The sequence below is a fragment of the Rhodococcus sp. NPDC056506 genome (assembly GCF_042794945.1).
GTDB lineage: Bacteria > Actinomycetota > Actinomycetes > Mycobacteriales > Mycobacteriaceae > Rhodococcus_F.
Genome location: NZ_JBHTSW010000032.1, coordinates 49,918 through 64,714 on the forward strand (window position 1 = coordinate 49,918; position 14,797 = coordinate 64,714).

Sequence of the window (14,797 nt, forward strand, 5' to 3'; positions counted from 1 at the left end):
CTGGTGCCTGCAAAAGCTCCCGGCCAGTCGACCCACAGGATCGGGCTCACCAGCACCGCAGACGTGAACGTCGAAGTCGGATCGCTGACAGCGATCGCGTATCAACAGAACGGCCGGTAGGTCACCCACTCACCGCCACGCAAACGCTCACCTGCAGGCTGCACGAAAGTCCCTGTTCTCCTTGTCGGAGAACAGGGACTTTCTTCACCGCGGGGGAAGGTCGCTGCGACGTGTCAGCTCAGGCCGAAGAGCGCGCCGATGATGGTCCGAGCAGCCTCGAAGAGCGCGTCGACGGACGGGACACCGATTTCAGAGCTGATGGAAAAAAGGGAACCCAACATACGATCCTCCGGAGATAGTTTCTGAATGGCTTACTGCCACAAGGAAAATGCTACGGGTTCTACTTGCGGAACGGAAGCATGGGGACCCCCGGGGGTGACAACTCCGGACCAAAGTCCCGGCGCCGCAGATCTACTGCACCCCAGTGTGATTGCGCTCCCCCGCTTCGGATTCGATGCTTCGGCGATTGTCGACGAGGACTTTTGCGACGCTCGCCAAAACCTCCATACTCGACATTTCCGAGTGAGAGCAGTCGACCAGATACGTCCGCAACGGGCCCACCAGTTCAGACCACTTTTCGACCAAGTGACGATGTTCAGGCAGATCATGCTGCGCCACAAAGAGTTCCACTGACCCCGAAAAGGGCCTCGGCCTGTGATCCCGGACGATTCGCGACAGTTTTTCCACCCGGCCGACTACCGATTCGAGAACCGTATCGGTGAGGAAATCCATACCGGTCTGCCTTCTGATTTCCGCTGCGACGTCTACGAAAGTCACTGCTGTGGTGGCCGTTTCAACCTCAGTCAGCCCGATCTGCGCGAACAGTTCGGAAGGCTCCGGGGCTGCTTGTACAGACGGCATCATCTCCGGCAGCAGTGCGTCGAGCATTGCAACAGAACCGACCAGGTCGCCGGCCTCTTCGAGCTGGCTCGCCATCTCGAGCGCGATCGTTCCGCCGGCAGACCACCCCAGCAGATGGTATTCACCCGACGGTTGCACCATCCGTACGGCATCGACATACCCCGACGCCAACTCCGCCACCGTGCCGGGTAGCTCACCTGCTCCCGTTGCCTGTATGCCGTACACCCGTCGACCTTCGAGCCGACCGACGAGTCCGGCGTAGCACCAGGCAATTCCACTGACCGGATGCACGCAGAACAACGGCGGCCGTACGTCGTCAGGATTGCCGCCCAACATGACGATCGTGTCCAGCGGATCCGAACGAGACGAATCACCCTCCAAGTCATCGGCATGATCGAGGTCCAACCGAGAGGCAAGTTCGGCCACAGTTCGATCGGTGAAAATCCATTGAACAGGGAAATCTCTGTTCAGGGCCTCACGCACTCGCGAAGCCACCTGAACGGCTCCCATGGACGTACCGCCGAGTTCGAAGAAGTCGTCATGACGGCCCACCGATACCGCGCCTGTGACACTCTCGAATGCCTGTGCCACTTGACGTTCGGTAGCCGAGACGGGTCGATCCATACTCGACCCTACCTGCGGTGCAGGAGCAGGAAGAGCCGCGACGTCGATCTTCCCCGATGCGAGCAACGGGGCCCGGACCACCACCGTTACCGAGGAAGGCAGCAGGTGTTTCGGCAGCAAGCCGGAGACAAAGTCACGCAGCTCCTTGTCCGTCACAGAATTGTTCTCCGCCAGAGTTACATACGACCGAAGCTCAGCGGGCCCGCGCCCGTCGTCGGTGACAACGGTAACCGAGAAGGTCACTGCTCCATGGCTTGACAGAGCCGCGTCGACCTCCGCCGGTTCTACGCGAACACCCCGGACCTTCACCTGTGCGTCGTTGCGGCCCAGATACTCGAGCGCTCGGTCGTGACGCCGACGACGAACGAGGTCACCCGTGCGATACATCCGAGTCCCCACCGCCGCGGGATTTGTGACAAAGGGATTGGCCACGAAACGATCAGCGGTCAAACCTGGGGATGCGACATACCCCCGTGCCAAATTCTCACCGGAGAGGAAGAGTTCTCCCGTCACGCCATCCGGAACCGGACGTAGCCTTTGGTCGAGAACAAGTGCCGTCGTACCAGGTACCGGAGTGCCGACAGTGACGTCTCCATCGATGATCGGGTGCGAAATCGATGCCGCGACCGTTGATTCGGTCGGTCCGTACCCGTTGACGATGTGATGTCGGCTCGACCAGGCCGACGCAAGGCGGGCAGAGAGCGGCTCACCCATCGATTCGACGATCAACGGTTGCACTGAATCCGGATCGACCGTGGCCAGGACGGTCGGCGTCACGATCAAATGCGTGACGTCGGCAGTCACCAGCAGACTCGTGAGTTCCTCTCCCCCGTAGACGAAGTCGGGAGCCAGAATCAACGTTCCACACCCCGCAGCCGCCAGAAGAATCTCTATCACCGACGCATCGAAGGTCGACGACGCCAATTGCAGGACACGGGGGCCACGATCGAGCTGGGCGATCTCGGCGTGCGCGGTGTAGACATTCATGATTCCGCGATGTGAAACCTCGACGCCCTTGGGTCTTCCCGTCGAACCCGACGTGTAGATGACATAGGCAAGGTTGTCGGGAAGAGCCGGCGTTGCCGATACCTCGGTAGCCTCACTCGCAGTGCGTGATTCACCCATCGACAACCACTCGACGCAATCGGGCAAACTCTCGGCTGCACCTTCTGCTGTCAAACCGACAACCGAACCGCACTCCTCGACCATCGTCTGCCGGCGCACTGTCGGCAGCGCCGGATCGAGCGACAGCCACGCTGCGCCTGCCCGCGCCACTGCCCACAACGCAACGATCCACAGATGTCCGCGACCGAGCGCAACGGCGACGACGTCGTCAGGCCCGATTCCCCGGCCCACCAACTCGCGCGTCCAGCGCGACGACGCCTCGTGCAGGTCGCGGTAAGTCCAGAGTCGGCCGTTCTCTTCCAGCGCTACTGCGTCGGGTGACTGACGCAGTGCACGTTCGAAAATGTCGGCAATCGTCAGGGGTTCGACGCTGCGGGGATTCGCAACGGTCAACGCCGAGCGTTCGAATCCGGACAACAATTCGATCTCCCCGACCACTATCTCGGGTTCGGCTGTCACCGATTCGGCGATACGTGTCACCCGCTGCATGAACAGTTCCGCGGTCGACGTCCGGAACTTGTCCGTGGCGTACAACAATCGAATGGTCAGACTGTCACCGGCGTCGACCAGATCCCACGTCAAGTCGTAGCCCGTCGATGCCCCTGCGATGTCGAGGTCGAAGACAGATACCCCGTCGATCTGCGGCAACTCGAGTGCTCGTCGATATGCCAGCATGACCGTGAACAGTGGATGCTCGTTCATCCTGCGCGGCGGATCGACCTTCGCGACTACATCGTCGAACGAAACGTCCGCGTTCGCCATCGCTTCCAGATCGACGCGGCGAACCTCGTCCAAGACTGCCGTGAAGTGGTCGGCGGAGTTGATCCTCGTGCGCAACGCGACGGTGCCCACCATCATGCCGGCGACATTGCGAAGCGCCGGATCGTTGCGCAGACTCACCGCTGCTCCCACAACGACATCATCCGTGACGCACTCACGAGCGAGCAGCACGGCAATCACGCTGTGGACGACCATGAATACCGTGACGCCGTGCGAGCGGGCCAACGCCGACAACGCGTCGTAGGTGGTGCCGTCGAGGACTTCCGTCACCATCTCGTCGGATCGTGAGGACAGCGGACTCCGGGGTGTGTCGACGGGTAGAGCCAACACATCCTCGACGCCACGAAGGACGTTCGACCAGTAGTCGAGCTGCCGGTGAGCCACGCTGAGAGAATCCTCGGGATCACCCAAACTCTCTCTCGCCCACAGACTGTAATCGCCGTAGCTGATCCCGTCGGCGGAGCGATCCCATTCTCTTCCAACTGCCCTGGCCTCGAAGGCTGCCGCGAAATCGGCCAGGATCGGGCCCATCGAGGCACCGTCGATTGCGATGTGGTGAACAACGATCACCAGGACAGTCGATCCTGCAGAGACGACTCCTGCATCCTCGGCGAATACACGCACTCGGAACGGAAGGTCTCGTTCGAGATCGAACTGCACATTCGCGAAGGCTCGAGCGCTCGCACGGATGTCGTCGACCGGCACCGGGGTGAGATCGAATGCAACAGAATCTATTTCGACCTGCTGTGGACCGAATTCGCCTGGAACCAACACAGTTCGCAGTACGGCGTGGCGATCGACGACGTCACCGAGTGCGCTGCTCAAGACCGAACGATCGATGCCGTCCGCCAGGATTACTGCAAACGTCAGGTTGTACGCGGTCGATTCCGGCTGCAGCTGATTGATCAGCCAGAGTCGCTGTTGAGAGGGCGCCAGCGGCGCGGGCATCTCGGGATCGCGTCGAGTCAATTCGCGGCGCGTGCCGTCGGATGCGCTCGACGAAAGCCATTGAGACATCGCTCGCGGTGACGGATTGTCGAAGACCGCTCGAACAGGCACGTCCCGGGCGAAGATCGAGGCGAGTCGACCTGCCACCGCGGCCGCGGCCAACGAATCACCACCCGATTCGAACAGGTTGTGCAGAGCGCCGAAGCTTCCGGACACGTGTTCCGACATGACAGCGGTGACGAGTTCCTCCGAAACCGTCACTGCTGCGTCGGGTACCTGGCTCTCGAACACATGGCGCCGCAACGCGTCTGCGTCCAGCTTTCCGTTCGACGTGAGCGGGATCGACTCCAGCACGACTACTCGGCCGGGCATCAGATATGCAGGCAACATCGCTGCCAACTCGATTGTCAGCTGATCCGACTCCAATGACTCACCAACCGCACACGCCACAGCGATCTCGTCGACGAGGACAACCGCAGCGGCCTCGACGCCGAGGCACCGACGCAGGGCCGATTCGATCTCGGCAGGCTCGACGCGGATTCCTCGCACACTCATCTGGCGGTCGGAGCGTCCGACAAATCCGAGCGTGTCATCGGTGCGGCGGTGAACCAGATCACCGGTCCGATAACGGCGGCGCCCACCTGGTGCGGCGACAAACGAACTGGCGGTGCCGGCGGGATCTCCGGCGTAGCCCATCGCCAACCCGGGTCCGCTGACGTACAACTCACCGATCCCGGCCCACGGCACCGGATGCAGTCGCGTATCCAGTACCTCTGCACCGATTCCGGTGAGCGGAACTCCGATGGTGACCCGATGATCCACCTCGGCGACAGTCGTGACCACGGTGCATTCAGTCGGTCCGTACGCATTGAGCATTCGCGCACGGCGACTCCACGCGCGCGCGGTGGAAGGTGAGAGCACATCGCCACCGACTGCCACTACCTCGAGCGAGTCGAACCGCTCCGGTGCCATGGTGTCGAGTACGGCCGGAGTCGACAACATGTGAGTGACGCCGCGTTCTGCGACAAACTCTTCGAGTGCCCTTCCGCCGAAAGCCTCACGAGGCGCGACCGCCAAGGTAGCCCCGGCACCGATCGCCAGCATCATCTCGAGGATCGCTGCATCGAACGTCGGTTTGTATCCGTGCAGCACAACCGAGTCCGAAGTCACCCCGTACTTCCGGATTGCGTCGTCGGTCAGAAGGCCCAGTCCTCGGTGGGTGACTGCAACGCCTTTCGGTTCACCGGTCGACCCGGACGTGTGAACGACGTACGCAACTGAATCCGGATACTGCCGGCCGGGAACAGGACTGCGGTCGGAGAGCACTGTGCGCAGCTGCTTCAACCGTGCCGTCGGCAGGTCAGGGTCGATCGGCACGAATGCCGCGCCCGTTTTCGTGATGGCCAACATTCGGACCAGGTAAGCGATAGTTCGCACTGCCGGAATCTCGTACACGGCGCCCGGCCCTGCTCCCCGAGCCACCAGTTCCCAGGCTTGAGCATCCGAGGCAGAGTCGAGTTCGGCATACGACACCGTGCTCTGTCCGTCGTCGAGAGCAATGTTGTTCGGGAATCGCGCCGCTGTGGAGGCAAAGATCTCGGTGAGTGTCCGAGACGAATCGACCTCGACAGCAGTCCAACTGGGCGCCGCGCCCACCGCGAGATCCGAAACGAGTACTGGCACATCCTCGGCAATCGAGGTGAGCACTCTCGACAGATGTCGAGTAACCGCGTCGGCGCTCGACGGATCGAACGCGCTCGCGGCATAGACGACAGCGCCGGTCAATGATCCGTCGACAGCGGGTGCGAGCGAGACATGCATGGGGAACTTCGTTGTTGCGGTCTCGATTTCACGAGCCTCGATCGTGAGACCGGCCACCTCCACGGCAGGGAGCGCAAAATTCTGCAGACCCAGCGCAACTTGGGGAGTGCGTCCACCGAGCAACTCACCAACCAATTCGGCAGGAACAGAGCTGTATTCGAACGCTGCCACGTCAGCATCGAAAGCTGTAGCCAACAGAAGATCGATCGGCATGTCCCCGTCGATCCGCAGGCGCAGAGGCACCGTATCGACGAACATTCCGACCACGCCGTCGAGTTGGGGCGTACGCCGTCCGTCGACCGCGGTCGCGATCACGACGTCGGGATTCCCGCTCAGCTTGGCAAGCACCACGGACAGTGCCGCATGAACCACCGCGAACAGCGAGACCTTCATCCGGTCTGCTCGCGCCTGCAGTGCCGAGGTGACGACGGCTGGTATCAAAAAGTTCACTCGCTGCGCCGCGGAAACCGGTCCGTCGTCAGTGTGATCCACCGTCAGCGGTGACACAGACGTCACGCCGTCGAGTGCTCGGCGCCAGAACTCTTCGACCACAGGGGAAACGTCACTCGCTGCCTCCCACGCGGCAAAATCCCCGTACTGGATCGGCAGCGGAGGCCACTGCGGATCCAGTCCGGCTCGGCGCTTGCCGTAAGCGGTCAGGAGATCGCCGACCACAGTTCGCATCGACACCCCGTCGACTGCGATGTGGTGAAAACTTACCGCCAGCACATGTCTGACCGGCGACAGTTGGAGCAGCATCCAGCGCACCGGCAAGTCTGCGGCCACGTCGAAACCGCGCGAGCCGAACTCTCGCAGCAGCACTTCGACCTCGACGTCGCCGACCAGTCGCGTTTCCACTGCCACCGAAGACGGAGGATCTACGACCTGAACCGGTGGAGTGCCCGGATACCGGGTTCTGAGGACCTCATGCCGGCCGACAAGATCGGTCGCGGCTTGACGCAGCGCGGACACGTCGAGTTCACCGTCGATCTCGATGCAGATCGGCAGGTTGTACGCACCGCTCGCTGTGTTCCGCTGATTGAGTACCCACATCGCACGCTGGTTTCGTGACAGGGGTGCGGGCGTGGGATCGCGGCGCGGTTCCAGTCGGACAAGATCGGTCACCGAGTCGTCCTGCTCGAGCGAATCGAGCCGGGCTGCCAACGCCGCAACCGTCGGATGCTCGAATACGGTCCTCAGCGGAACAACCTGTCCCAGAGAACTACTCAAGAGTGACGTGACCTCCGCGGCCGAGAGCGAGTTGCCCCCGAGCGAGAAGAAGTCTGCGTCACGATCGTCCCCGTCTCCGCCCAGAACGGCGACAAAAGCTGCAGCAACCAGGTGCTCAGTGTCAGTGTCCGGGCCCTCTATGCGGGAAGCATCGAGTGCCGGCAACGGTAGACCGGCGAAGTCGACCTTGCCGTTCCGCATCGGAAGGTCGCCCTCGATGTCGACGATGACATGCGGAACCATGTACGTCGGAAGAACTTCTGCGACCGTGGCGCGAAGTCGACCCGTGTCAACTCTCTCGGCGCCTGAACTTCTCACGTAGGCGACCAACAGCGGACTTCCACCTTCGGGGGTCCGTACCCCGGCGACGCAGAAATCGACGTCAGCGACAGACTGGATGACTGCTTCGATCTCACCCGGCTCGATCCGGACACCGTTGACCTTCACCTGCGCGTCGGTTCGTCCGAGATAGTGCAGGCGATAATTATTGCCTTCAGGCTTCTGGGTTGCCGGTTCGGAGATGTCAGGCCTCCACATCACCAGGTCACCGGTCCGGTACATCCTGGCGCCTGAACTGGTTGCCACGAATCGCTCCGCAGTTCGGGCAGGTTGGCCGGCGTACCCGCGTGCGAGCATTCGACCTGCGAGATAAAGTTCTCCGGCAACTCCCGGCGGCACCGGTTCGAGTCGATCATCGAGCACCACCGCGTCGACGCCGGCCAGCGGATGTCCGACGGACCCGTCGTGACTGTCGGTCGACAAGTGTTCACTCGACAGGGGCTCGGTAGCAAGCGAATACATCGTCGACTCAGCGGGTCCGTATCCGTTGATCACTCTGCGTCCGGCGTGCCAACGCTTCGCCAACGCACCGCTGAGCCGCTCGCCTCCGAACATCACCGTTGCAAGGTCCGGCAGCGACGGAGTACCGATCGAGGCGACGACGGTAGGTGTGGCGCAGAGATGAGTAATACGCTCGCGCCTCAGCGCTGATGCGAGTCCCGAACCGAACAGTTCGTCGTTCTTCGCCAGGACGAGCGTCGCCCCGGACGTACTCGCGATGAGCACCTCGAGCATCGTCATGTCGAATCCTGGTGCTCCGCGATGGAATACGCGAGAACCTGGTCCAGCCGAGAACCTACCCGGCAGGTCTTCGGCGATGACGTCGAGCCCGCCGTTGGTCACGATGACAGCCTTCGGGGTTCCGCTCGTCCCCGAAGTGAAGACTACGTATGCCGCAAGGCTGTCGGAATATTCGCCCGCCGAGTCTGTGACCTTCTCACCACCAGCGTTCTCACCACCAGCGTTGCGGCTGCCGATCGTGCCGTCGCCCAGTGTTTCGAGAACACCGCGTAGCCGTGCCTGCGGCTGTTCCGGATCCACCAACGCCGGAGCTGCCCCGACCTTCGCGATTGCCCACAATTGCACGATCGACGCAATGGACCGATCTGCAGTCCAGGCAGCGACCTGGTCGACTCCGATTCCCCGGGCGCGCAACTCGTCGGCTGCGGCATTCGACTGGGCATCGAGTTCCCGATAAGTCAGTGCGTTGCCCTCGCCCTCGACCGCCACAGCATCCGGGGCGGATTCGACGCCGAAGCGCAGCATCGAGGCTAGCGTCGTACCGGAACGTCGAGATCGACCAGACCGGTCGGCCGCGCCGTGTGCGGGGACGAGAAGAGCTCGTTCCGCACTGTCCAACAGGTCGATTTCCCCTACGGCGACCTGCGGGTCGATCGACACTTGACCCAGGAAGCGCTCGAACCGGCCCGCAAAGCTCGATACCGTCAGATCGTCGAATAGATCAGCGTTGTAGACGAATTCGAGAGCGAGACCGCCGCCGATCCCTGAATCCGTGACGTTGAGCTGCAAATCGAAATTTGCGTGCCTGACATCAGGAGCAATCTGTGTGACGGACAACCCCGGCACGGACCAGGTGGTGGGATGCACTGTTTGGAACGAGAGCGCCACCTGGAACAACGGGTGCCGCGAGCGCGATCGCGGTGGGTCGATCAGATCAACCAACGATTCGAAGGGCATCTCTGCATGCGCGAACGCCGATACGTCGCGCTGACGAACCTGCTCGACCAACTGGCCGAAGGACTCCGACGGATCGACTTCGGTTCGGAGAACAATCGTGCCGGCAAACATACCGACGAGCTCATCGAGTTCAGGTGCGGTGCGTCCGGACACGACAGTGCCGACAACCACGTCACTGCTGCCGGTGTGCCTCGCCAGCAGCGCCGCGAGAGCAGCGTGGACAACCATGAACATGGTTGCGTTGTTCGATCGTGCCACCGCTTGCAGGCCCGTCCGTACGGAACCTGAGATCACCACTCGACAGCTCGACGCGCGAGCGGATGTCGAGCGTGGGCGGTCCAGGGGTAGCGTCACCTGCTCGGGAAGGCCTTCGAGAGCCTGCTTCCAGTAGTTGGATACCGTGTCTGGAATCCCCGATTCTCTTTGCCATGCAGTGTAATCGGAGTACTCGAGCGCGAGCGGCGACCACTGCGGAGCTTGCTGCTCCGCGCGAGCGATGTACGCGGCAGTGAAGTCACGTATCAGCACTTCCAGCGATCGAGCGTCGGCGGCAATGTGATGGACAACGACGGCCAGGACGTGCTCGTCGGGTGAAACCTGGAAAAGGGCCACCCGTACAGGCGGATCCGTGGTGACATCGAAGCCCGAACCCACCAGTTCTGCGACGCGATTCTCGGCGTCCTCGCCCGCGAGGGCCTGGAGCTGAAGCGGCAGACTTACTTCCCTGACGTCGAGCACCTTCTGAACCGGGCGCTCACCGACAACCGGGTACACGGTCCGCAGGGTGCGATGGTGATCGATCAGGTCACGAATTGCCAGTTCGGCTGCAACTACGTCCAATTCACCCGTCAGGCGCAACACGATCGGAATGTTGTAGCCGGCGGACTCTGTATCCAACTGATTCAGAATCCACATTCGGTGTTGCGAAGCTGACAGCTGCACTTCTGTATTGTCCGAACGCGGAGCCAAAGACAGAGGCACCAAGGACACCGGAGACGCTTGCCCCATACCGATTCGGGCAGCAGCTATTCCGGCCAGCTGATCGACGAATGGGTGCTCGAAGACGTCGCGGACGTCGAGGTTGCAGCCCAGGACGGCGTTCAGTCGCGACGAGAGTCGAGTGGCGATCAAGGAATTGGCCCCTTGATCGAAAAAATTCCGAACCGGATCGACATTCGGAACGTCCATCAAATCGCTCAGGATGGCTGCGACTGTCTGCTCGAAGAAGTCTCGTGACTGCCGAGAGGGCTGCGTGAGAGACACCGGGGTCGGCAGCGACGCGCGGTCGATCTTGCCGTTGATCGTGACCGGCAATGACGCAAGTGGCATCAAAGCCGACGGCACCATGTACCCGGGCAACAACGAACGGGCAGTGCGTAATACGCCGTCTAGGTCGTGTCCCTTCTCCGGGGTGATGTAACCGACCAATGTCGGCCCGCTGTCGAGTTCTCGCACCACCACCGCGGCCTGCTCCACCGAACTGTGAGCCAGTAGCGCGGTCTCAACCTCGCCCGGTTCGAGGCGGTAACCGCGCAGGGCCATCTGACCGTCGGCGCGGCGAACATATTCGAGTCGACCGGCTCGCCAACGGACCAGATCGCCGCTGCGGTACATCCTCGATCCGTCGAATCCCGGTTCAGGCACAAATCGTGAAGACGTCATCCCGGGTTGACCCAAGTAGCCTGCGGCCACCTGTGGACCGGCAACGTACAGTTCGCCGACAGATCCGGGAGGGACAGGCGCGAGCGCGGTGTCCAGTACGTAGCTGCGCAAGCCCGGTAACGGAGATCCGATCGGCGAGGCAGCTCCGTTGCCGGCCGGTAGTTCGACACTGGTGACGTGAACGGTAGTTTCGGTGATTCCGAACATGTTGACGCCCCGCACATCCGGGTGCCGATCGAACCAGGCCTCCACGCGCCCCACGTCGAGGCGATCACCGCCGAAAACAATCGACCGGAGCGGAAGCAGCATTTCCTGCGTGACTTCCGCCAACGCATAGAAGGCAGCCGGGGTCTGATTCAGAACGGTCACTTGTTCCCGCACAATCAGATCCAAGAATCTTTCGGGTGAGCGCGCGACGTCACCGTCCACGATCACCAGGGATCCGCCAGTGGTCAGCGCACCCCACATCTCCCATACCGAGAAGTCGAATGCGTACGAATGAAACATCGTCCACACATCTCCGGGCCCGAAGTCGAAGATCTCTCGAGTCGAGGCGAGCAGAGCCAACACGTTGCCCTGAGATACGACCACGCCTTTGGGGGCGCCGGTTGATCCGGAGGTGTAGATCACGTAAGCGGCGGACTCCAAGGGCGCAAGTGGCCAGCATTGCGCCGCGTCAGCCGTCTCGTCGACGGATACGACGGCATGTTCGTACTCACCGAAACGCGGAACGTAGCTGGGCGTCGACAGAATCGCTTTCGGACGCGCATCGGCGAGTACGTATCGGATGCGAGCGTCGGGATACTGCAGGTCGATCGGGACGTACGCGGCGCCCGCCCGAACGACCGCGAGAATTGCAACTACCAGGTCGATCGAGCGAGGGAGGCCGACGGCCACCCGATCCCCCACTCGAATTCCTCGATCGATCAAGGCGGCTGCGAGCGCCTCCGAACGAACGTGCAACTCTGCGTAGGTGACCCGAGAATTTCCACTCGTCACGGCGATTGCGTTCGACCGCTTCGTCGCGACCCCGGCGAACAGGTCGGACAGTGAGTTCGCACCAAGTGCCGGCGCCGGCACGTGCACCTGCAGTTTTTCGCGCTCGTCGACGCTGAGAACATCGATGTCACGCAACATAATTGACGAGTTCTCGGTGACCGAGTCGCACACTCGACGTAGTCGCTCGACCCAACCGCCCACGGTGGCCGCATCGAACAGATCGGCGGCATATCGGAAGGTGCCCCAAATGCCGCTCGCACCTCCGTCAACCGTACGATCTTCGCGCACAGTCACTTCGAGATCGAACCGCGGGTGCGCGGGAGGCAACGGAATTCCTCGAGCCGTCATCGTTCCCACGGCGATCTCGGGAACCGAAGCTACCGGATCGACGGCAAGAACCACGTGCAGGAAGGAATTCTTCTCGCCTGCGGCCCCACCGACCGCCCGCTCGACTACCCAGTCGAACGGGATGTCGGCATTGGACAGTGCCGCCACGTCGACGTCGCGTACTCGAGTCAAGAACTCACCGAAGGTGTCTCCCTCGAGTAGGAGCGTTCGCAGCGCCACGGTTCCGACGAACATACCGACGGAGCCGTCGAACGAGGGGTGTGTTCGACCGGACGTCGGGGTTCCGATGACGATATCGGGCGCACCAGTGATCTTGCTCAGCGCGATCGCAAGGCAGGCGTGCAGCACCATGAAGGTCGTGCAGTCGTGTGCTCTGGCAATTTCGTTCAGCGCCGCGTGGACGGGCGAGGGCAGTTCGAACGTCACGTCCCGCGCCGACGACGGTTGGTCCGGCCGGCGGGATCTGTCCGTGGGAAGCGCCAGAGTCGGATCAACGCCGGCGAGAGCTGTTTCCCAGAATTCCAACTGCCGGCCAGCTAGGCTCTGCGGATCCGCAGGATCACCGAGAACGGTTCTGTGCCAAGCGGAATAGTCGCGATAGTCGAGCGAGGGCGAAGGCCAGATCGGCGAACTCCCAGCGGCGCGGGCGTCGTACGCCGCAACAAGGTCCGAGACGATCGTCGCGAACGAAAGACCGTCCAGGGCGATGTGATGGGCAACCACGGTCATGCGATGGTCGGCGTCGCTCTCCGAGGTGAGGATCAAGCGAAGAGGTGCGTCGATCGCCAGGTCGAACCCGGCCGCAACCAAATCCGCTGACGCAGTCTCGTAATCCTCAGACGGAACCTCGATCAGAGTCACCGGAGCCGCAGTCGCGGCCTGGACCGGCCACGTGTCGCGGTTCTGGTCGAACGAGAAAACAGTACGCAAGACGAGGTGACGATCGGTCAGGTCACCTACCGCCACTCTCATCGCCTCGGTATCCAGAACTCCACTGAACGAGACCTCGAACGCAATGTTGTACGCCGACGACTGCGGATCCAGACGATTGAGCAGCCACAGACGTTGTTGTGCCGGAGCGATTTTCACGAAGACGTCGTCCGAAATGCGCTGGGGTTCCACCACCCACTCTGCCCGACCCTCGCGGATCTTCCGGGCCAGCTGCGCCGGCGTCGGGGCACCGAACACGTCCCTGACACCCACCCGCCTTCCGAGGGCGGAACTCACTCGTGCGGCGACGTACACGGCGTCGAGAGAACTACCGCCCCAGGCGAACAAGTCGGAGTGCGGTCCGAGAACTCCGACGCCGAGGACCTCGGCCATCACCGAGGCAATCAATTCCTCGTCGTATTCGATCGGGCGGCTTACCGCCGAGCGTTGCTCGGCGACAGCGGCCGTCGTCGGTTCAGGGAGCGCTGCACGGTCTGTCTTTCCATGGTTTGTCACGGGCAACGCCGCCAGAATCGTCACCGAACTCGGAAGCATGGAACGCGGAAGTAGTGAAGCCAGATGGTCGAGCACCGCCTCCTGACTCAACGGACGAGGTCGGTCGTCTCCGTCTTCGCTCACGGTCACATACGCTGCAATCGACCCGGATCGCTCCACCACTGCTGCCTGCGAGACGCCAGGAGTAGACAGGAGCACAGCTTCGATCTCGCCCAGTTCGACGCGTACTCCACGGATCTTCACCTGTTGATCAGTGCGGCCCAAGAACTCGAGTTGACCGGCATCGTTCCACCGAACCACGTCCCCGGTGCGGTACATGCGTGCACCAGCGTCGGCCGTACCGATGGGCGCCGCGACAAAACGCTCCGCCGTCAGCGTCGGCGAGAGGTACCCACGCGCCAGTCCTTGTCCCATCACGTACAGCTCACCCGCGGCGCCGACCGGAGTGGGACGCAACCACGAATCCAACACCACAGCGGCAACGCCGTCGATCGGACGCCCGATCGGTGTATCACCGCCAGGCACCAGCGACTCGCTCATGAATGCCGCGACGGTTGCTTCACTAGGGCCGTACGAATTCACGATGTCGACGTGACTCGACCACGCATCGACGAGCGCCCCCGGCGGTCGCTCGCCGCCCACGTTCAACACTCGAAGATCCGGCAGTTCCCGAGGATCCATCGTCAGCGCAACCGATGGTGTCGAGATCAAATGCGTGACACCCTCGCGCCGCACATAGTCTTCGAGATCCACTCCGCCGATCAGTCCGGGAGGAACGACCACGGCAGTCGCACCGCAGCCGTGAGCAAGCAGAATCTCGAGGATCGCCACGTCGAACGACGTGGATGCCAGGAGC

The 14,797-nt window shown here is 62.2% G+C and carries 1 protein-coding gene; it reads right to left on the reverse strand.

The features are described from left to right. Positions 1 to 471 precede the first annotated feature (471 nt). Entirely contained in the window at positions 472 to 14,793 is a 14,322-nt protein-coding gene (locus ACFQ6H_RS22015) for an amino acid adenylation domain-containing protein (protein ID WP_378648594.1), read from the reverse strand. Between the last annotated feature and the right edge of the window lie 4 nt (positions 14,794 to 14,797).